The following is a 21,353-nucleotide window of genomic DNA, read 5'->3' on the forward strand; positions in this document are numbered from 1 at the left end:
ATGAGCGATCACAACCAAATCAAAGAGATAAACGGGGATCAGATTGACGCCGGCGAATTGCTCAACGCCTTAATGGCGATGAAGAAAGGGAACTTTTCCCATAGAATGCCTTATGACCGCACAGGTATGGCCGGTAAGGTTGCAGATACCTTTAACGAGATCATGGACATTCAGGAAAGCCTGGTGACTGAAGTCCAGACAGTAGCCAGGGTAGTAGGTAAAGAAGGTAATCTCTCGAGAAGGTTCGTGCAGAAGAATCTGGGCGGAGCCTGGGAGACGATTACCGATTCGCTGAACGGTATGGTCATTGACCTGATACAACCGACCAGCGAAATGGTCCGGGTGATTAACGCAGTAGCCAAAGGCGATCTGTCCCAGAAGGTGGAGCTGGAGATCGAAGGACGGCCGCTCACCGGTGAATTCCAGCGGACGGCCAGCAATATTAATATGATGGTGAATCAGCTCAGCACGTTTGCCTCTGAGGTTACACGTGTGGCGCGCGAGGTCGGTACGGAAGGCATTCTGGGCGGCCAGGCAGATGTCAAAGGGGTATCGGGTACCTGGAAGGACTTAACCGACAGCGTGAATTACATGGCGACTAACCTTACGGATCAGGTGCGTAATATTGCGGCGGTAACGACTGCTGTGGCGAACGGTGATCTGTCGAAGCAAATTACAGTTAATGCACGGGGCGAAATCCTTGAGCTGAAGAATACGATTAACACGATGGTGGATCAGCTCTCTATGTTCTCTTCCGAGGTTACACGTGTAGCACGTGAGGTCGGTACGGAAGGTAAACTTGGCGGGCAGGCGGACGTGAAGGATGTATCCGGCACATGGCGGGATTTAACCGAAAGCGTAAACTACATGGCCTCCAACCTGACCAACCAGGTGCGTAACATCGCGGTTGTGACCACAGCCGTCGCAAACGGCGATCTGTCGAAGAAGATTACCGCCGATGTCCAGGGCGAAATCCTGGAGCTCAAGAACACCATTAACACGATGGTGGATCAGCTGTCGACGTTTGCCTCCGAGGTTACCCGGATGGCGCGTGAGGTAGGTACGGAAGGGATCCTTGGCGGACAGGCCGATGTCAAAGGCGTATCCGGTACCTGGCGGGATTTGACGGAAAGCGTAAACTACATGGCTTCTAACTTAACCAACCAGGTGCGCAATATTGCTGAAGTGACAACCGCTGTCGCTAAGGGCGACTTATCGAAGACGATAACCGTTGATGCGAAAGGCGAAATCCTCCAGTTGAAGAGCACCATCAATATCATGGTGGACCAGCTCAGCAACTTCGCCTCCGAGGTAACGCGTGTAGCGCGGGAGGTTTCTACAGAAGGCATTCTCGGCGGTCAGGCGGATGTGAAGGGAGTATCCGGCACCTGGAAGGATCTAACGGACAGCGTTAACTTTATGGCCGGTACCCTGACCGATCAGGTGCGTAATATCGCCGAAGTGACGACGGCGGTTGCCAAAGGAGATTTGTCCAAGCAGATCACGGTGAATGCGACCGGAGAAATCCTTGAGCTGAAGAATACGATTAACACGATGGTGGATCAGCTCTCTACCTTCGCTTCCGAGGTTACGCGTGTGGCGCGTGAGGTAGGTACCGAAGGTATGCTGGGCGGACAAGCGCAGGTGAAGGGTGTTGCGGGTACCTGGCGGGATTTAACCGAGAGTGTAAACTATATGGCCTCGAACTTGACTAACCAGGTGCGTAACATTGCCGTTGTGACGACGGCGGTAGCGAATGGTGATCTGTCCAAGAAAATCACAGCCGATGTCCAAGGCGAAATCCTGGAGCTGAAGAATACGATCAATACGATGGTGGACCAGCTCTCGATGTTCTCCTCTGAGGTTACGCGTGTGGCACGCGAGGTAGGTACAGACGGCAAACTGGGCGGGCAGGCGCAGGTGAAAGGCGTCGGCGGAACCTGGAAGGATCTGACCGAAGGCGTTAATAATATGGCCCGGAATCTGACCGACCAGGTGCGGAATATTGCAGATGTTACGACGGCGGTAGCCAAAGGGGATCTGTCCAAGAAGATTACGGTAGATGTAAAAGGCGAAATTCTTGAACTGAAGAATACGATCAACACTATGGTGGACCAGCTGTCGATCTTCGCCTCCGAGGTTACGCGTGTAGCACGCGAGGTCGGAACGGATGGTAAGCTCGGCGCGCAGGCGGAAGTTAAGGATGTTTCCGGGACCTGGAAGGATCTGACCGATACAGTTAACTACATGGCCAGTAACCTGACCATTCAGATGCGCAACATTGCCGGTGTTACGACCGCGGTAGCGAACGGCGATCTGTCCAAGAAGATTACAGTAGATGTGAAAGGCGAACTGCTCGAGCTGAAGAATACGATTAATACGATGGTGGATCAGCTGAATTCATTCGCTTCCGAGGTTACGCGGGTTGCGCGCGAGGTTGGTACAGACGGTAAGTTGGGCGGACAAGCCCAGGTGCGCGGCGTCGGGGGGATCTGGAAGGATCTGACCGATAACGTTAACATTATGGCGACCAATCTGACGGATCAGGTGCGCGGGATCGCCAAGGTTGTGACCGCGGTAGCGAACGGTAACCTGAAGCAGAAACTGACCGTGGAAGCTAAAGGTGAAATCGCCGAGCTGACCGATACGATTAATAATATGATCGAGACGCTGGCTACCTTCGCCGACCAGGTGACCACTGTGGCGCGGGAGGTAGGCGCCGAAGGGAAGCTGGGCGGACAAGCCAGTGTGCCTGGAGCAGCAGGTACGTGGCGTGATCTGACCGACAACGTTAACTACATGGCGAGCACGCTTACCACGCAGGTGCGTGCCATTACCAACGTTGCAACGGCGGTGACGAACGGCGATTTGTCACGGGCAATCGACGTATCTGCCTCCGGTGAAGTCGCGACGCTCAAGGATAATATTAACGAAATGATCCGGAACCTGAAGGAAACGACCCGCATCAATACAGAGCAGGACTGGCTCAAGACCAATCTGGCCAAGTTCTCCAGAATGCTGCAGGGCCAAAGAGATCTGTATGCAGTGAGCCGCATGATCCTGTCCGAGCTGGCTCCGCTTGTATCTATGCAGCATGGTGTCTTCTACATCAATGAACCATCCGGCGGGGAGGCGGTCTTGAAGCTGTTCGCCAGCTATGCTTACCAGAGCCGCAAGCATCTGGCGAATGAATTCCGGGCCGGGCAAGGGCTGGTAGGCCAGTGTCTAATCGAGAAACAGCGGATTCTGCTAACCAATGTGCCGGGCGACTATGTTGTGATTTCGTCCGCATTGGGAGAAGCTACCCCGCTTAATATTATTTTGCTGCCGATTATTTTCGAAGATCAGGTGCTGGCGATACTGGAACTGGCTACCTTCCGTCCTTACAGTGATATCGACATTGCCTTCCTGGACCAGCTAACGGAATCCATCGGCATCGTGATCAACACCATGCAGGCGAACCAGCGTACGGAGGAATTGCTGATCCAATCCCAGTCCCTCACCGAGGAGCTCCAGAAGCAGCAGATGGAGCTGCGGAATACGAACGACGAGCTTGAGGATAAAGCGAAGCTGCTTGTGCTGCAGAAGGCGGAAGTGGAGAGCAAGAACCACGAGGTAGAGGTAGCCAAGCGTTATCTGGAGGAGAAAGCGGAACAGCTTGCCCTCACGTCCAAGTACAAATCCGAGTTTCTGGCCAACATGTCGCATGAGCTGCGTACTCCGCTGAATTCCCTGCTTCTCCTGGCAGAACAGCTGGCCGAGAACCCGGATGAGAATCTTCATGAGATTCAGGTGAAGTTCGCGAAGACGATTCAGGATTCTGGACTCGAATTGCTTAACCTTATCAACGATATTCTGGATCTGTCCAAAATCGAATCGGGCACGATTACGCCGGATTACAGCGAGGTATCTTTGACAGAGCTGACAGACGGGCTTGACCGTACCTTCCGCCATATGGTGGATGCCAAGAAGCTCGACTACCGGATCATCATTGATTCCGGTGTGCCGGCCAGAATAGCAACAGATTTCAAACGGCTGCAGCAAATTCTGAAGAACCTGCTCTCCAACGCCTTTAAGTTCACGGAGCAAGGGCAGATCATGCTGCAGATCCGGAAGGCGGGCGAGGGCTGGCATCCGGATAATGAATCGCTGACGCGGGCCAAAACGGTGATCTGCTTCTCCGTGAGCGATACGGGAATCGGCATTCCGCATGAGAAACAGCAGATTATCTTCGAAGCCTTCCAGCAGGCGGACGGGAGTACGAACCGGGAATATGGCGGGACAGGTCTGGGTCTTGCCATATCCCGCGAGATCGCCGAGATGTTAGGCGGAGAAATCACCTTGTACAGTGAAGCGGGCAAGGGGAGCGTATTTAATCTGTACCTGCCTACGGAAGCGGAGTTCACGGAACCGGAGATCCCCAAGGCACATGTTCCGGAAGTGATTGATATCACCCCTTCCAAACGCAGAAGTAATCTGGCCAAGCCGGCTGATGACATGTTCATTGACGACCGGGATCAGATCGTGCCGGGAGACCGTGTATTCCTGATTATTGAGGATGACCAGAAGTTCAATGAAATTATTCTCGGTCTGCTCCATAAAAAAGGAATCAAAGCGGTGATTACCTCCAGCGGCTGGGATGTGCTGGAGCTCGTTCATAAGTACCAGCCGATAGCTATCACGCTTGATCTGCATCTAGGCGGGGACACTGACGGCTGGCTGGTGCTGGAGCAGCTGAAGAACGATATCGGGATTCGGCATATTCCGGTTTGTGTGATGACAGTTGACGAGGACGAGGTGCTTCTGTTACAGAGGGGAGCACATGATTATTTCCGGAAACCGGTGACCAATGAGGAGCTGGAGAATGCGCTCGACCGTCTGAATCAATTCACGGACAAGAAATCCAGAAATCTGCTGGTGGCCGTCCAGGATGAGCAGGAGCGCAAACAAGTCGCCGAGCTGCTAAGCAACACTGATCTCAGCATCACTGCAGTGGACACGGGACGCAAAGCTTTGAACCAGATCAACACCAAAGAATTCGATTGTATCGTACTGGACAGCGGCCTGCCGGATATGAATCTCATCCGGTTTATCCGGGATATGTACAAGAACGCCAAGAACAAAAGGGTTCCTGTCCTGGTTCACATGAGCAAGAAGCTGACACCGGCTGAAGAAGGCGAGTGGGATGAGCTGGTCAAAATGGCGGTGCTCAAAGAGGTGAAATCGAATCTCCAGCTGATTGATGAAACAACCCTCTTCCTGCACCGCAGGGTGGAGAACCTGCCGTCCGATTCAAGAGACAAGCTGGTTAAGCTGCATCAGTCGGATGAAATGATTGAGTCTAAAAAAGTGCTTGTAGTGGATGATGATATCCGGAACATCTTCGCACTCACTTCCATTCTGGAACGTCATCAGATGAAAGTCATCCCTGCGGAGAACGGCCAGGATGCCATCACTCTTCTGGAACAGACACCGGACATCGAAATTGTCCTGATGGATATCATGATGCCGGGGATGGACGGCTACGAAACGACCCGTGCCATCCGGCTCAAGCCGGAATTCAAGGACCTCCCCATTCTTGCGCTGACGGCGAAAGCGATGAAGGGAGACCGGGAGCTGTGCCTCGAAGCAGGCTGCTCGGATTACATTACCAAACCGGTCAACAGTGCGCAGCTGCTATCAATGATGCGTACATGGCTGGATAAATAAGAGATCATAAGAATAAGTGATTTACTGGCACCCCAAACCACTCCGCATAAGCGGAAGGCTTGGGGTGTTCTGTTATATATAATGTATATTTTAAAATTAAAATAAATATGGATTTACTCTATTTTTTAAGCAGGAAAATATAAACATATATTGAATACATCAAGCAAAGAGGGAGGATGGAAATGGGATACAGTGAAAATCAGTTGCGGTCGTCATTAGCCCCGGCAGTTTCTAGCATTCTGAACAGTCATTATCACTCTGTAATCATGAAAAACCCCCAATTCGCCTGGTTCATAGAGACGCATAAGGAATTATTAGATGCTACCTTCACTATGACCTTAATGTCTATAATAGAAGCATTGTTCCTGGGTTCTTCTGATTATGAGCAGTACCTGCACACACAGGAGCAAGAGGGGTTTGCGCAAGGGGTCTATACTGCAGAGATATTTGGTGACCATTTTGATATCCTGCTTGAAATGAGCAAGGACCTGAACTTAACCGCCCAGAATAGGATGTTCGGAATCATTGAAGAGCTCGTGGATGATCCGGCGAACCGCCTGTTTTTCTATAACCGGCTGATGGAATCCAACTGGACCCGGTTTACCGGCTTTGCCCAGGGGTATTTGTCTAATAAAAACCAGCAGATCGACAATCTGCATGAACAAAAAATCGCGGTGATGGGACAGATGGCCGCAGGCATGGCACATGAGATCCGTAATCCGCTGGCCTCGATCAAAGGCTTCGCCCAGCTTGTGAATAATAGGCTGAAAGAGCCTGAGATCAAAGCTAATGAACTGCGTGCCTATATGGATATTACAATTAAAGAAATCGATACGCTGAACGGCTTAGTCACGGACTTCCTGATGCTGTCGCGGAAAGGGGATAGTGCGAAGAACAGCGGTGCAGTTTTTAATGTGATCGAGGTTATACATAGAGTGAACAACATTGTGAATCAGCTCATACTTAGTGACGATATTATTCTGGCCGTGGATTATTCCGATGATACGATATTAACATTTGGCAGCGCCTCACAGCTGGAGCAGGTCTTCCTGAATATTTTGAAGAATAGCATTGATTCCTTTACAGCCTGCAAAGGCCGGATAGATCTTACAGTTACCACCGCCGCTGAGACAAACGAAATTATGCTGATCTTCCAAGACAATGGCGAAGGGATATCGCCGGATAAATTGAAGCGGATCTTCGACCCGTTCTTTACCACCAAACAAAAAGGGACAGGCATCGGATTGTCTATCTGTAAACAATTAATTGAAATGTACGGCGGGCGGATCAGGGTGGATTCAGAGCTTCAGGCAGGAACCAGCGTGAGGGTTACTTTGCCCTGGGTGTGTGAACCGAATGAGCTTGTAGAGGGCGGTTTGCTGAATGCTCAATAGGCAGCTTTGGTGTTTTGACGTACACTAGAACGATAGAGTTAGTATGAACTGGGCTGCGGGGTGAGTAGAATGGAGAAGCTGATAGAACGGATCAAGGGTGAGTTATTGGCAAAAGCAACGATAGAGAGTATTGATCCGCTGGAACCGGTGAAGGTCCGCAGCGTGCCAAAGCCCTGGAAGGTGCTCGGAACCGGGAATTACGCTGCCGTTTTCTATCATCCGGAAGCTCCCGATTATGCAGTGAAGGTATATGCCCCGGGGAGGCCGGGGCTTGCGGAAGAAGCAGAGGTATACCGCCGTCTCGGCCGTCATCCGGCGTTCTCCGAATGCTATTACAGCGGACCTGACTTTCTGATCCTGAAACGGCTGCAAGGAGTTACCTTCTATGACTCGATGAAACGGGGGATTCTCATCACCGGGCAGGCTGTAGAGGATATTGACAATGCACTTGACTATGCCCGTTCCCGGGGGCTTCATCCGCATGATGTCCACGCCAAGAATGTAATGATTCAGGACGGCCGTGGCCTGATTGTAGATATCTCTGATTTCCTGAAGGAAGAGGACTGCAGCATGTGGGAGGATTACAAGAAAGCCTATTACCATCTGTACCAGCCGGTGGCCTCCCGCTGGATGTTTCCGGTTCCCCGGCCCATTCTGGAGACCGTCCGCAAGGGTTACCGGCTGTGGCGGCGGCTGAAGCAATAATCGAACAAGTGGCAGTCCAGGACGTTATTTTCGCCACCGGGGCTGCCGCTTGTTCGCTTACCGGAGAATGGAATAATAAGCGACTGATTCGTCGATTAACCGGGATAACGTCAACTCACGGAAGCGCCGGTTCCCCGGATATGGGATGAAGAGGGCGGGAGAGTTTACCTGTTGCTCATGTCTTGTGTATCCGGCGGTAACAGGGACTCTGGCCTGAAGAATGCCGGATAAGGCGGATTGCAGCAATCCGAGCTGGCCTGTTGTCCACTCCTGTTCCTTGCGGCGCAGAGTCACCTCTATTTCCTCAACTGTAGAATGGTGAATACACCGCAGCGGAGCACCCCATTTCGTTAGATCAAATGATTGCCCATCTAGCGGAATTAGACATTCCCCGTAGCAGATTTGTTCCCCCCAGGTGAGTCTCAATAGCAGATATAACGAGCCGGCGCGGACCGGTCTGTCAGTGAACGAAGGGGTAGTATCAAAAGCGAAGAGTTCAATATGCGACAGCTTGTGACTATTCATAGAGGATGCCCTCCTGAATTTCCATAGGAACTATTGATATTAGATGATGGGTTTGTTTCGCCCGGTCCAGATACCCCGTAAGCTGGGCTTCGCTCTCGCAAACGGCTGAATGCTCCAGCCAGATGCTAAATTTAGTTTTACGGACAACAGACAGGTGTAAGGGGAAGCTGTTGCGGGACCGGAAAACATACCAGCCGCTATGCATGCTTTTCCACGGTTCTCTGAAGGCTGTCCAAAAAGCTAATCTCCTGCGTGTCCGCCAGTCCTGTTCCTGCTGTTTGTTCCGGATGCTTGTGTAAATATCGTCCAGTATCTGTTCATTCGAACAGGTGAAGTAGGCTGAGGATCTGCAAAAGTGATACAGCGTTTCGATCTGGTCTGTCCCAAATCCGTAACCCACAACATACCGTTGCTTGCCCTCTTCGTACCACAGCACCCCAAAGCTCGAAAACTCCAGACTTACCGGATCCAGCCTGCGGGGATGAACGCCCAAATAATAGGTTTTCGCGGTCTGTATCTCTGCCACTCTTCAAGACTCCCTCCAGCTGCTTACAGGAACTCAGCATAGTTGTTAAAGGGAATCATACACGCAGTTCTATTCCTTGTAAAAAACGCAACCGCCGTTAAAAGTCTGCTATGGCACATATCCCGCCAGAATGTGAATATAATCCTGCTTAATCTTGGTGCCGGCATGGTTTTTCTTCTCTATACGTTAGTTTATTACGTTCTTAACGGGATCTTAACTGAGGGCAGGATAGTCTTATAACTTCTTAATCCCGCCTCTTCACCGCTGCAATTTCCGGTAATCCCGGGGCGGGAGGCCGGAGATTGTTTTGAATACTTTGCCGAAATGTGTGAGGCTCTCGAAGCCGCAGGCTTCCGACACCGCCGTGACGCTAAGGTCCGTGTCCCGCAGCAGGCGTTCGGCCTCCCGGACCCGGGTGATGTTCACGTATTCGGCGAACCCGAAGCCGGTAATATGCTTGAACACGCGGCTGAGATGGCTTTTGCTGATATAGAACCTGCGGGCTATGGCCTCAAGCTGCAGGGTTTCACCATAACGCTGATTGATATGGCGTACGATATCCGTAATCTTATCCTGGACCGGTGAGGGTTCATCAGCCGCCTGCGAGCCTCGTCTCAGAATGGAGCGGGCGGTATACAGCAGCAGCTCAACGGCCATATTCCGGATATGCAGCGTATAACCCGGCGGCTGTTCGATGATTTCGTTCATAAGCGAGAACATCAGGCCCTCCACATGCAGGCGTTCCTGAAGATTGAAGCGGATCAGCGGATGGTTATGGATAAAAGGGGTCTGGAGCAGCTGCTTCTCCTCCGCTGTGAACCCGTCAAAGAAGGACGGATCGTAATAGACAACAATCCGTTCATAATTAGGCTTGTCGAGCTCGGAGGTTTTGTGCAGGGCGTTGGAATTCACGATTACAAGATCCCCCGCCTGGATATGGTAGATGCTGTCCTTAACAAAATATTTCCGTTCTCCGCTGAACAGATAGAAGAGCTCATGCTGAACATGGTAGTGATTATTGCTCATGGAATAATAGCCGATGCGCCGGTCAAATTCGACCTTGAAAGGGTCATCATCTGAGCCGAAGCGCAGCATGCCGGGAAGGGACTGGACAGACATAGGGAGCTCCTTTCGTTTTCACCTGACTAATACCTTGATTATAGCAAAATAAATGGAATATTCGTATTATTGCGCTTATTTGCGGAGTAATACCATTTATATTGTGTTAGTCTGTTTACGCGAAGCAAGCCATACAGCCAGTCACGGGAGGAAGATATGAAGACCAACGTTATCTTGCAGCAAGAGAGGCTTGAACAAGGGATGGATAAGCTCTGGAACAAGCTGCACGGCACAGATGAACATGACAACCTGGACCATTGGGAATGGGTTCAGGGGGTCGCATTGTACGGAGTGATCAAGGCCTATGAGGAGACAGGGCAGGAGCGGTACGGGGCATTCCTGAAGCAATGGACTGCGGACAATGTACATTTGTTGAGGCATGGTTCGGTCAACTGGGTCGCGCCTGCAAATGCGCTGCTCAGCGTCTACAGGGAAACGGGTGATCCGTTGCTTGGCAAGCTATGCAGGGAAGTGGCGGACTGGTGCGTTCACGGCGCGCTGCGCACAACGAATGGAGGGTTCGCCCACGTCTGGGGACCGGGAGCCGGGGGCCTTGAGGATTATAAGAACCAGCTATGGATTGATACTCTGTTCATGGCGGGCATTTACATGCTGCGCTTTGGTCTCGAAGACCAGAATCAGGCCTGCACCGAAGAAGCGCTGAATCAATTCGATATTCATATCGGCTGCCAGTTTGATCCGGGCAGCGGGCTGTACAGCCATGGTTATCATTGCCTTGCGGAAAAGCGGCTTGGGGAGCATTGGGGACGCGGCAACGGCTGGGCGGCGGTCAGTGTAATTGAGCTGCTGGGCCTTATGAACGGGCAGCCTTACCCTACGGAGAAGTATGAACAAGTGTTCAGGCAGCAGATGGAGAGCGCTTACGCTCTCAGAATGAAGGACGGTCTGCTGCGGACACTGCTGGATGTGGAGGAATCTTACCCTGAGACCAGCGGCTCGGCTTTGTTCGCTTATGCAGCGCTTAAGGGCCACCGCCTTGGCATTCTGGATGACAAGTACCGTGAATGGGGAGCGCAGATTGCCGTGGAAATCCTGAACAATCATCTTGCCGATGACGGCACGGTGCTGCATGCCTCCGGCGGTACAGACTGCCAGGATGCCGCAGGATACTTGCGGGTACCTTACGCCCCGAGACAATACTCAACCGGGGTTGTAATGATGCTGTTCAGTGAGGCGCTGGCGCATCACTGCTGATAGGCTTCAGTAAGATGTACTAAATCATTACGCAAAGCAAAAAGGATCGGAGGGGAATTTTGGAACTGGAAGGAGCGTTAGCGTCCGCCTTTGTTACCGGATTTCTACCGCGAACAGCGGTTTAAATCAGGAAATCTGGGAACAACAGCGGCCGGAAGTCCAAAACTTCACCGGAGTGACGACTGAGCTTTTAGTTGATATTTTGAAGTTTATTCTGATTTTTTAACAAATAGAAATGGAGGAGAAGATCAGCATGTCCAAGCTGCAGTTACATTGGTTGACAGCAAGACAAGCGGAACAGGCGCCAGTAAGCTTCGGTACACCCTGGAGCCAAGGGGCTCTGCTGCCGGGAGAAGCCGTTTCGCTTCAGGATGAAGCAGGGACGGGCGTTCCCGTCCAGACCCGGATTAATGCCTACTGGCCGGACGGGTCCGTGAAATGGCTGCTGCACAGCGGGGTGCTGGATACGCGTCAGGCATACTGTGTAAGCAAAGGTGAGAGCGCTGAACCAACGGCCGCCGCTACTATCTCAGCCTCCCAATCTCCGGATGGTTCAGTAACGGTTGAAAGCGGTCTGCTCTCCTGCCGGATTGAGAAGGGAAGCCTGTTGATCTCCTCACTGCGGCGCAAGCAGACGGATCACAAGCCGGTATCCGCGCAGCTGACGGCTCTGATCGAGAACAGGGATGAGCAGGAAGGAATCGAAACGATCTCCATCCATAAGCTGAACGGAGTTACAGAGAAGATTACCCTGGAAGAAGCAGGGCCGCTCCGGGCAGTCGTCAAGCTGGAAGGCATTCATGAATATATGAACCGTGAGGTTTCGCGGTTCCCTTTTGTCATCCGGCTCTACTTCTATGCCGGCAGTGATGAGGTCCGCATGGTGCACAGCTTCGCCTTCGATGCGGATGAGAATACCGATTATCTGAAGGGGCTTGCGGTACAGTTCAATATGGAGGCTACCGGAGAGCTGTGGAACCGTCATGTCGGTTTTACCGGCGATACGGGCATGTTCTATGAAGCGGTACAGCCGATGTATACGTATAGCGGCGCCGCCCATCCGGTCTACGAACAGCAGCAGATCTGCGGGCAATTTGTCCCGGTCCATCTGGTTGAAGAAGCGGGTCTGCTGGAGAATGTGCGGGATAATGCGGCTTGGGGGAATTTCCGCCTGCAGCAGGATTCCTGTGATCACTACAGTATTCTCAAAAGCACGAACCGGCAGTGCGCCTACATTCCCGCCGCCCAGGGGAACCGCTCGCTGGGTGCTGCCTTTTTCGGTAGTGAGAGTGTTATTCTGGGCGCGGCGGTTAAGGATTTCTGGCAGAAATCCCCGATGGCGCTTGAGGTTACGGATGCCGCCGGGGAGCAGCCTGCCCTGACGGTCTGGCTGTGGAGCCGATACGCGGAAGCGTTCGATTTCCGGGCATATGATACGGCTTCGCATACGTTCTCCTATGGGGATATCGATAATCATCCGGAAGGGATCGCCAATACGAATGAAATTACGCTCAAGCTGTTCGGGCAGATGCCGGGCAAGCAGGCGATTCTTGATTTTGCCGGAGATGTACAGACCGATTCGCTGCTTATTGCTGATCCGCAGGTCTATGAAGAGACTAAGGTATTCGGTACCTACTGGCTTCCGCCGAAGCTGGAGCAATACACTGCGCCTGAGCATGAGCGGGCACTGCTGGGGTTCATGGATTTCTACATTCAAGAGGTGGAGCAGCGCAAGTGGTACGGCTTCTGGGATTACGGCGATGTGATGCATACCTACGATCATGTGCGGCACACCTGGCGTTATGATGTCGGCGGGTTCGCCTGGCAGAATACGGAGCTGTGCAATACTTATGTGAACTGGCTGCTGTTCCTGCGTACCGGAGATTATGACATCTTCCGGTTCGCCCGGGCGATGACGCGGCATACGAGTGAGGTAGATATGTATCATCTTGGCGCTTATGCGATGCTGGGCAGCCGCCACAATGTGCGCCATTGGGGCTGCAGATGGAAGGAGCCGCGTATTTCCATGGCCGGGCATCACCGTTTCTTCTATTATCTGACGGGCGATGAGCGGACCGGGGATATTATGGACTCTGTGAAGGATGCCGACTATGCCAAACCGAGGGATCAGGTTGTTACAGCAGAAGGTTACACATCCGTCCGCACCGGTCCTGACTGGTCTTCTTATGTGTCCAATTGGATGGTGCAGTGGGAGAGATATCAGGATACCAAGTACCGTGACAAGATTCTGACCGGTATAGCGAGCCTGAAGCAGGCACCGAACCGGCTGTCCTCCGGCTCCCACTTTCACTACAATCCGGAAACCGGTGAGCTGCATTACCTGAGTGAAGGGAACTACCAGTATCATATGGTGATCTGCTTCGGGGGACCGGAAATCTGGTTCGAGCTGGCCGAGTGGATTCACGATGAAGAGTTCAAGGATATGCTGGCACAGTTTGGTGATTATTTCGCCATGACACCTGAAGAAAGAAACCTGAAGTCGGGCGGCTTATTTAATGATAGCAATGATCAGGCTTGGGATGGCCTGCGGTTTGCGATCCGGATGCCGGCGTACACCGGTTACCGCCACCAGAATCCGGCACGGATGCAGCAGGCACTTAATATGCTGAGAAGTGAAGCGGACATCAGCTCGAATACACCCGGACAGACGGATGATGAGGGCAATCTGATATACACGAATGTTCCAAAGACAGAATATATCCGCGAGATCCGGGAGGTTCCGTTCGTGAATACCAACGGTATTTCCCAGTGGAGTCTTAATTATATGGAAACTGCCAAGCTGCTTGAGCAGATGAATGAAGAAGGGGATCCATCAGATGACAACAACAGACGTTAACGGGTTTGCACCGCGTAATCTTGTATCACCTCCCGCATCACAGACAGATACAACAATTGCCCTTGTATGGGACAAGCCACAGCCTGCAGATGATGTCGCCTGTTACCAAGTGTATGTGGATGGGAAGATTCAGGGGATCTGCACCGCTACGGACTATACCTTAACAGGACTTGAACCCTCGCAGGTGTATGAGGTGCAGGTATGCGCTGTCTCCAGAAGCGGAGCTGTGTCCCGGCCGGGCCCAGCCCTAACCGCTTCAACCAAACCGGGAAGTGAGAGATTTGATATTACTTCCTTCGGGGCAGTAGCGGACAGCGGCACTAATAACACAGCAGCGTTCCAGGCGGCTATTGATGCGTGTACTCCTGGCGGTACGGTATATGTTCCCGAGGGCGTTTTTGGTACCGGCGCTATTTATCTCAAAAGCCATATGACCCTGTATGTAGCCAAAGGCGGCGTATTGCTGGGCAGTGGCAATCCTGCGGATTACCCGGTCATGACCTACAGATGGGAAGGCCGGGAGCAGCTCTGCTATGCGAGTCTGGTTAACACTAAAGACAGCGGCGGGGAGCGGCATGAGCAGATTACGATTGCCGGCGAAGGGACGATTGATGCGAACGGCGCAGCGCTTTTCAAGGGAGAAATGGCTGAGAAGAAGGGATACCGCGGCAGAGCGGTATGTCTGCGGAACACGGATTATGTATATCTGAAGGATATTACCGTCCGGCAGTCGCCTGCCTGGTGCGTTCATCTCATCTACTGTAATCATGTCAGCGCGAATGGGATCAGCATCTATACGAAGAATGACGGGTACGGCCGGAGATACGAGAATATTTTCAACGGAGACGGGCTGAATCCTGATTCCTCAAGTGACATCTATATTTTCAATTCCATGATTGCCAGCCAGGATGATTGTATCGCCATTAAGTCCGGCCGGGATGAAGAAGGCAGAAGGGTGGGCATACCCTCCCGGGACATTAGGATTACCAACTGCTTGTTCAAAAGCGGCTTCGGTGTGGCGATTGGCAGTGAAATGGCCGGCGGGGTAAGCAATGTGCAGGTCATCGACTGCTCGTTCGAAGACGTATACAGCATCGGGACGGTCAAAGCGCCAAGAGGCCGGGGCGCTGTCATCGAGAATATCTCGTATGAGAATTGTACGCTGAAGAACTACAGTCTGGAGCATGAGGATTGCGAGTGGTTCAGAGGGGCGATCAACATCGACCAGTTCTACAGCCATATCGAATATGATGCGGACCTCAGGGAAGTGGTCAATGAAGGGACGTCCATCATCCGGAACATTAGCTTCCGGAACATCGTCCTCGATACGTATGCCGGTAATGCGGTGTTCATGGCCGGGCTGCCGGAGAGTCCGCTGCAGAATATCGTACTGGAGAATGTATCGGCAATTGGGAGATATGGGCTGAAGGCTTACAATATTGAAGGTCTGGCCTTGAGGAATGTGTCCGTTATGTCACGGATGGATGAAGACTATCAGTTTCATAATACCAGGCAGGTATAGACCGGCTTGCCGCAGAACAATAAAATGTAAGTAACCTGGACCCGTGGAGGATTGAATAGAATAATGGCGTATTATTATGATTTTGGACCTGACAGCACGGAAGTGAGTAATGGATACACGAAGGTAACGGCGGAGGATCTTTATGCTCCGGAACGTGGATACGGTTTCACTGAGAGTAGTCATGTTTCTGCACTCAAAAGAGATGAGGAAGCACTGACCGGTGACTTCTGTATTCCGTTTGGCAGCACCTTCCTTGCTGATGTGGCAGACGGAAATTACATTGTCACCCTAACGGCAGGCGATGCGTATGCGCCAACCCATACTACACTGAAGAGCAACGGGGAGCGTTCTGTCCTGCCGGATATTCATACGGTGGCGGGGCAATATGCCCGCGAAATGTTTGCCGTGAATGTGCGGGGCGGCCAGCTGAAGCTTAGCTTCGGGGGATTGGCTCCAAGAGTGAACGTGCTGGAGATAGTTCCTTCCAAAGAACAGGTCACCCTGTTCCTGGCCGGAGATTCCACCGTTACAGACGCAAGCGAGGGCGGCTTTCCGTTCTCCGGCTGGGGGCAGCAGCTGCAGCGGTTCTTCAAGCATGATGTTGCTGTAGCCAATCATGCAGAGGGCGGCCGCAGCACCAAGAGCTTCATCTCCGAGGGACGGCTTGACGCAATTATGAAGGATATTAAAGAGGGCGACTATCTGTTCATCCAGTTCGGACATAACGACCAGAAGAATGATGAGGAGCGCCATACCGACCCGTCTACGACGTATGTGGAGTATCTGCGCAAGTACGTTGAAGCTGCACGCTCCAGACAAGCGACTCCGGTGCTTATTACCTCTGTGCACCGCCGTTACTTTGATGCTTCCGGGAAGCTGACGGATACCCATGGAGCTTATCTGGATGCGGTGAAGCAATTGGCTGAAGAGGAAGGCATAGTGCTCATCGATTTGGCTGCGAAGAGTAAGCTGTTGTTCGAGGCGGAAGGGCCTGACGGGACGAAGTCTATCTTCCTCTGGGGTGAGCGGGGAGAGTGGAGCAATTATTCCAGCGGGGTACGGGACAATACCCATTTCCAGGAGCGCGGCGGGCTTAGAATTGCCGAGCTGGTGGTCCAGGGCATCCGCGAGAATGATCTGCAGACGCTCATTATGTATTTGAGATAGACTCTTGCAACGCCAGCTATAGATATACGACTACGTAGGCGATAAGCATGCCCATACTGGATATGCCATTAGACAAACTTAAAGATTATACGGGCAGCACCCCGAAGCCGGAGGATTTCGACCGCTACTTGGAAGAAGCGCTTGAGGAGCTGAGAGGGGGAGAGCCGAATGTGGAACTGTTCCCCGCAGAGTTTCATTCCCCTGTTGCAGACTGCTATCATCTCTATCTATTTCACCGGAGTGCGCGGTGCAAGAATTCATGCTAAGTATCTCCGGCCTAAGGAAGCGGGCGGCCCGCATCCTGCGATCCTGCAGTTCCATGGATACTCCGGCAATGCCGGCGACTGGTCGGATAAGCTTGCCTTCACCAGTCTGGGCATTTCATCCGCGGGCTCGATGATGCGCCGGAGAATTTGCTGGTCCGCCATATCTTTCTGGATACGGTTCAATTGGCCTTCGGACATGAGGGCTTGCCGGAGATCAATGATAAGATCTATCAGTTTTTTGATAAAGCCTGGGTTTGATCAGGTCATTCTGGCGGATTGACACCATTCCGCCGGATGAACCGCATTCCGCTTTAAGCGGATTAATGCCATAATTTCAGCAAAAATACACTCAGCAAAGAACGCTGTCCTGCACCGGGAAGCGTTCTTTTTTTTGCCTTCAAGGATGAGGGAAAGCCCGCCATACCGCGCTGTATAAGGGTTCGGAAATCGGATAAGCCGCCTGAAATGAGTCTATTGTGCGGGTCTGCACCCCCGGGTATAGTGTGGTTATTCGACCCGGCCGGCAGCACAGGCCAGGGACATTAAGCAGACATATACGTCAAGCAACCGTAAGGGAAGGGATGTTATGAACCAGAGTATTGCAGAGTCAAAAACGAAGGGGTTACCGCCGAAGACCATTAAACCGAAGCGGATCGCGAAGGGGATCTGGAAGGACTATCAATTATATTTGCTGCTGCTGCTTCCAATCGCCTATTTCATTATTTTCAAGTACGTACCGATGTACGGTGCGGGGATTGCCTTTCAGGACTATAGCATTTTCAAAGGGGTAAGCGGAAGCGAATGGATCGGGTTCGAAAACTTCAAGGAACTATTCGCTATGAGCCAGTTCTACACGGTCGTCCGCAATACGCTGCTGCTGAACCTGCTGGATCTGATTGTTTCCTTTCCGGCACCGATTATTCTGGCACTGATGCTGAATGAGCTCAGAATCGTCTGGTTCAAAAAGATATCGCAGACCATTCTGTATCTGCCGCATTTTATTTCCTGGATCATCATCGGCGGTCTCGTATACCAAATCTTCTCCAACAAAGGCGGCCTCGTCAACAATATGATCGTAGCGCTAGGCTTCGATACCGTGCCGTTCCTGACAGAGAAGAATCACTGGCTGCTCGTGTACTTGGGAACTGGAGTCTGGCAGAGCGCAGGCTGGGGCACAATTATTTATCTGGCTGCACTTACAGGCATCAACAAGGAGCTGTATGAGGCTGCTGAAGTAGACGGAGCCGGCAGATGGCGGAAGATGTGGAACATCACCCTGCCGGGAATCCGCTCAACCATTGTGGTCATGCTGATTCTGGCCCTCGGCAAAATTATGACCATCGGCTTTGAACGGCCGTTCGTAATGGGGAATGCGCTGGTCATGGATTACGCGGAGGTAATCAGTACCTTTGTCTATAAAGTGGGTCTTCAATCGGCGCAATTCTCGCTGGCCACCGCGATGGGCTTGTTCCAGGCATTGGTCGGACTCGTCTTCGTCATCGGGTCTAATGCGATTGCGAAGAAGATGGGGGAACCCGGGCTATGGTAGGAGGCAAAGCAATGAATAACAAAATCAGACAAAACCCGCGTCTCTCCGACGTGCTTATCATGATTTTTATCGGAATCACAGTGATTATAAGTATCCTGCCGTTCCTGAATATTATCGCGGTATCACTGAGCTCGAAGGAAGCGATTATCTCCGACAAAGTGACCATCTTTCCACGGGGCTTCAACATTGAATCCTACAAGCTGGTGTTCGCGGATATCCGCATGCTGAAGTCGATGGGGCTTACCATCGTGCTGACACTGATCTATACAGTTCTAAGTATGATCATGAGCATATGCGCAGCTTACCCGCTGACCAAGGACAATCTGAAGGGCCGGTCCTTCTTCTCGATGCTGATCATCTTCACGATGTTCTTCAGCGGCGGGATGATCCCAGAGTACCTGCTGGTGAAGGAGCTCGGCATGCTGGACAGCTTAACGTCACTCATCGTTCCAGGCATGATCAGCGCCTTCAATCTGATTATCCTGAGGACCTTCTTCACTTCCATTCCGCCAAGTCTGGAAGAGTCAGCGTATCTTGATGGCAGCTCCCATATCGTCACCTTGACGAAGATTGTTCTTCCGCTGTCACTGCCGGTATTGGCTACACTTAGCTTGTTCTATGCGGTCTCCAGATGGAACACCTACATGGATGCACTCTTTTATATTACGAATTCGAATTTGTACCCCATACAGCTGAAGCTGTATCAGGTTGTTATGAACAGTATGGTAACGGATCTCACGGCGCAGGAAGGAGCCATGCAGACCGAAGTCATTGCCGAAGGCATCAAGGCTGCAAGCATCATGTTTGCGACCATCCCGATTCTGATTGTGTATCCTTGGCTGCAGCGGTACTTTGTATCCGGCGCCATGGTCGGAGCTGTCAAGGAATAAGCGGACTGGCCTGCCGGCCATGAACAGGAATTTATGGGACGGGCCAAGCCAAGGCCCGGCCCGTAAATACACCGCTGTTGTACTTTTTAGAACTAATGTAAGGTTCAAAAATGGAAGCGATTACAAGCAGAGGTTGATCACTTCGCACTTGCGGAGTTGAAAGACATATAGCACAATATCACAATAAAGGGGAGTACAAACATGAAAACAAATCATAAGAAATGGTTCGCGGCACCTGCAGCGGCATTGCTGCTGGCAGGTATGCTGTCAGGCTGCTCCGGCAATTCAAATGAGGGCTCATCAGCGTCTAATGCATCGCCGGCTTCCGGGGGAGAAGCGGCGGCAACGCAGAGCAAGGACCCTGTTACCCTGAAGGTAGAGGTGTTCGACCGCGGTAACGCACCTGCCGGTGCAGGCCCGGTCACCGATAACTACTGGACACAATGGATCCAGAAGAACTTCGGCGATCCTAACAATATCAAGATGGAATTTGTACCCGTTCCGCGTAATCAGGAAGTCGATAAGCTGAATGTACTTATGGCCACCGGCGACGCTCCGGATCTTGTCTTCACTTATGACATGAATACCATATATAACTATGTTAAGGATGGCGGTTTAACAGAAGTCGGCCCGCTGATCGAGGAGAATGGTCCGAACCTGAAAAAGTTTCTGGGTGATGAAGTTCTGGCTTATGGTGTATTCGACGGCAAACAGTATACGATTCCTGCCAAACGCCCGCTGCAGTATGCCCAGTCTTCTTATATCCGTAAGGACTGGCTGGATAAGCTGGGCTTGCCGGTTCCAACAACAACCGATGAATTCTATGAAACCATGAAAGCGTTTAAAGAGAAAGATCCGGGCCAGGTCGGCAATAAGCTGATTCCATACGATTTCAGCGCCATCGACGGCACGACGATTACAAGCCCAATGGTTCTGGTCAACTCGTTCGTGAAGAAGTTAACGGAAGAAGAAACGTATATGTATACGTCAGCCAGCTACATTCCGGAAATTTCGAAGCCGGGCTACAAGGAAGGTGTTCAATTCCTGAACACCATGAATGCTGAAGGCCTGATTAATTCGGACTTCGCACTGGACAAAGACGGCAAGCAATTTGAAGGTGATGTAGCCAATGGTTATGTCGGCGCATTCACCGCACTCGCGGCCCATCCCAACCTGATGGCACCGGGCAAGGTGTTCGACACCTTGAAGCAGAATGTTCCCGGCGCTGAATATGTAGCCATGGACCCGTTCACGGATGAAGAAGGCCAAACACCGAAGTCCATTTACGACCCGATCGGTATGCATATCATGATTCCCAAGACAAGCAAGCATGCAGCTGAAGCCATCAAGTATCTGGACTGGATGTCTCAGAGCGATGTGCTCTTTACGCTCCAGAACGGGAATGAAGGCGAGCATTATACGCTTGAGAACGGATTCCCGGTAGCGATTACATCGGATGAGGCCAAGAAGACATTCTACAACAACACCGACATCGCTATCCTCTCCAATGGTAAAGATTTCGGATCAGATGAGAAGAACATCGAAGCTGCAGCGCTTCAGACGCCGGATTATAAAGAGCTGTCGAAGCAGACGATCCTTAACGCCCTCAAGGATGGATACACACTGCCGCGCTTTGAGCGTCCGATTGAATCCGAGATCAAATACGGCGATACCTTGAAATCCAAGGCAACTGAAGGTGTTGTGAAAAGTATTGTATCGAGCCCGGATAAATTCAGTGAGACTTATGATTCTTATGTGAAGGAATATCTGAAGATCGGCGGCCAGCAGGTACAGGATGAACGTAAGGCTGCCTATGCCGAAATGAAGAAGTAATCAACTCATAATTAAACCATTAATCAAGAAAAGCAACGGCAAGCCCCATATTTTCCCATGGGGTTTGCCGATATTT

At 51.7% G+C, this 21,353-nt stretch carries 15 protein-coding genes; 12 read left to right on the forward strand and 3 right to left on the reverse strand.

Annotated elements, in window-relative coordinates; all coding sequences use genetic code 11:
- From PBOR_RS08400 to PBOR_RS08410, 3 genes are all read left to right on the forward strand, one after another.
- A complete protein-coding gene (locus tag PBOR_RS08400) occupies window positions 1–5,709 on the forward strand; it encodes a HAMP domain-containing protein (protein WP_042211269.1) in 5,709 nt (1,902 codons plus the stop codon).
- Window positions 5,710–5,975: 266 nt separating this feature from the next.
- Window positions 5,976–7,103 carry a sensor histidine kinase gene (locus tag PBOR_RS08405; protein WP_218918891.1) on the forward strand — a complete coding sequence of 376 codons (1,128 nt, stop codon included), beginning with the start codon at window positions 5,976–5,978 and terminating at the stop codon, window positions 7,101–7,103.
- Between the two features lie 69 nt (window positions 7,104–7,172).
- Window positions 7,173–7,808, forward strand: coding sequence for a serine/threonine-protein kinase (locus PBOR_RS08410; RefSeq protein ID WP_042211271.1), 636 nt, complete (start codon window positions 7,173–7,175; stop codon window positions 7,806–7,808).
- A 57-nt stretch (window positions 7,809–7,865) separates the two neighbouring features.
- Here PBOR_RS08410 and PBOR_RS08415 read toward each other — a convergent pair whose 3' ends face one another.
- The 3 genes from PBOR_RS08415 to PBOR_RS08430 form a co-directional block, all read right to left on the reverse strand.
- Window positions 7,866–8,333, reverse strand: coding sequence for a hypothetical protein (locus PBOR_RS08415; RefSeq protein WP_042211272.1), 468 nt, complete (start codon window positions 8,331–8,333; stop codon window positions 7,866–7,868).
- Complete coding sequence (locus PBOR_RS08420) at window positions 8,326–8,859, reverse strand: hypothetical protein (protein WP_042211273.1); 534 nt, start codon at window positions 8,857–8,859, stop codon at window positions 8,326–8,328. The genes PBOR_RS08415 and PBOR_RS08420 overlap by 8 nt, the downstream gene beginning before the upstream one ends.
- A 258-nt stretch (window positions 8,860–9,117) precedes the next feature.
- On the reverse strand, window positions 9,118–9,978 hold the full coding sequence (locus PBOR_RS08430; protein ID WP_042211275.1) for an AraC family transcriptional regulator: 861 nt from the start codon (window positions 9,976–9,978) through the stop codon (window positions 9,118–9,120).
- Between the two features lie 156 nt (window positions 9,979–10,134).
- Here PBOR_RS08430 and PBOR_RS08435 point away from each other — a divergent pair, with 156 nt between their 5' ends.
- The 9 genes from PBOR_RS08435 (at window position 10,135) to PBOR_RS08470 (ending at window position 21,277) form a co-directional block, all read left to right on the forward strand.
- Entirely contained in the window at window positions 10,135–11,193 is a 1,059-nt protein-coding gene (locus PBOR_RS08435; RefSeq protein ID WP_042211276.1) for a glycoside hydrolase family 88 protein, read from the forward strand.
- A gap of 253 nt (window positions 11,194–11,446) precedes the next feature.
- Entirely contained in the window at window positions 11,447–14,050 is a 2,604-nt protein-coding gene (locus PBOR_RS08440) for an exo-rhamnogalacturonan lyase family protein (RefSeq protein ID WP_042211277.1), read from the forward strand.
- The gene (locus PBOR_RS08445) at window positions 14,031–15,572 is read left to right on the forward strand and encodes a glycosyl hydrolase family 28 protein (RefSeq protein ID WP_042211279.1); all 1,542 of its coding nucleotides are present in this window, start codon (window positions 14,031–14,033) and stop codon (window positions 15,570–15,572) included. The genes PBOR_RS08440 and PBOR_RS08445 overlap by 20 nt, the downstream gene beginning before the upstream one ends.
- Before the next feature lie 63 nt (window positions 15,573–15,635).
- Entirely contained in the window at window positions 15,636–16,739 is a 1,104-nt protein-coding gene (locus tag PBOR_RS08450; RefSeq protein WP_042211280.1) for a rhamnogalacturonan acetylesterase, read from the forward strand.
- 62 nt (window positions 16,740–16,801) lie between these two features.
- On the forward strand, window positions 16,802–17,005 hold the full coding sequence (locus PBOR_RS38450; RefSeq protein ID WP_342671106.1) for an acetylxylan esterase: 204 nt from the start codon (window positions 16,802–16,804) through the stop codon (window positions 17,003–17,005).
- Entirely contained in the window at window positions 16,908–17,285 is a 378-nt protein-coding gene (locus PBOR_RS34940) for an acetylxylan esterase (RefSeq protein WP_052429386.1), read from the forward strand. Before PBOR_RS38450 ends, PBOR_RS34940 begins: the two co-directional genes overlap by 98 nt.
- Window positions 17,286–17,591: 306 nt before the next feature.
- Window positions 17,592–18,554 (forward strand): ABC transporter permease, encoded by a 963-nt coding sequence (locus PBOR_RS08460; RefSeq protein WP_042211281.1) that lies wholly within the window; start codon window positions 17,592–17,594, stop codon window positions 18,552–18,554.
- An 11-nt stretch (window positions 18,555–18,565) separates the two neighbouring features.
- Window positions 18,566–19,444: a carbohydrate ABC transporter permease gene (locus PBOR_RS08465; protein ID WP_042211282.1), complete on the forward strand. Its 879-nt coding sequence runs from the start codon at window positions 18,566–18,568 to the stop codon at window positions 19,442–19,444.
- 201 nt (window positions 19,445–19,645) lie between these two features.
- Window positions 19,646–21,277 carry an extracellular solute-binding protein gene (locus tag PBOR_RS08470; RefSeq protein ID WP_042211283.1) on the forward strand — a complete coding sequence of 544 codons (1,632 nt, stop codon included), beginning with the start codon at window positions 19,646–19,648 and terminating at the stop codon, window positions 21,275–21,277.
- Window positions 21,278–21,353 lie beyond the last annotated feature (76 nt).

The organism is Paenibacillus borealis (genome assembly GCF_000758665.1).
Classification (GTDB): domain Bacteria; phylum Bacillota; class Bacilli; order Paenibacillales; family Paenibacillaceae; genus Paenibacillus_AQ; species Paenibacillus_AQ borealis.

Coding starts and splice junctions, on each gene's coding strand:
- PBOR_RS08450 (WP_042211280.1), top strand. CDS start 15,636: ATGGCGTATTATTATGATTTTGGACCTGACAGCACGGAAGTGAGTAAT.
- PBOR_RS08435 (WP_042211276.1), top strand. CDS start 10,135: ATGAAGACCAACGTTATCTTGCAGCAAGAGAGGCTTGAACAAGGGATG.
- PBOR_RS08460 (WP_042211281.1), top strand. CDS start 17,592: ATGAACCAGAGTATTGCAGAGTCAAAAACGAAGGGGTTACCGCCGAAG.
- PBOR_RS08430 (WP_042211275.1), bottom strand. CDS start 9,978: ATGTCTGTCCAGTCCCTTCCCGGCATGCTGCGCTTCGGCTCAGATGAT.
- PBOR_RS08405 (WP_218918891.1), top strand. CDS start 5,976: ATGAAAAACCCCCAATTCGCCTGGTTCATAGAGACGCATAAGGAATTA.
- PBOR_RS08400 (WP_042211269.1), top strand. CDS start 1: ATGAGCGATCACAACCAAATCAAAGAGATAAACGGGGATCAGATTGAC.
- PBOR_RS38450 (WP_342671106.1), top strand. CDS start 16,802: ATGCCATTAGACAAACTTAAAGATTATACGGGCAGCACCCCGAAGCCG.
- PBOR_RS34940 (WP_052429386.1), top strand. CDS start 16,908: ATGTGGAACTGTTCCCCGCAGAGTTTCATTCCCCTGTTGCAGACTGCT.
- PBOR_RS08445 (WP_042211279.1), top strand. CDS start 14,031: ATGACAACAACAGACGTTAACGGGTTTGCACCGCGTAATCTTGTATCA.
- PBOR_RS08415 (WP_042211272.1), bottom strand. CDS start 8,333: ATGAATAGTCACAAGCTGTCGCATATTGAACTCTTCGCTTTTGATACT.
- PBOR_RS08470 (WP_042211283.1), top strand. CDS start 19,646: ATGAAAACAAATCATAAGAAATGGTTCGCGGCACCTGCAGCGGCATTG.
- PBOR_RS08465 (WP_042211282.1), top strand. CDS start 18,566: ATGAATAACAAAATCAGACAAAACCCGCGTCTCTCCGACGTGCTTATC.
- PBOR_RS08410 (WP_042211271.1), top strand. CDS start 7,173: ATGGAGAAGCTGATAGAACGGATCAAGGGTGAGTTATTGGCAAAAGCA.
- PBOR_RS08440 (WP_042211277.1), top strand. CDS start 11,447: ATGTCCAAGCTGCAGTTACATTGGTTGACAGCAAGACAAGCGGAACAG.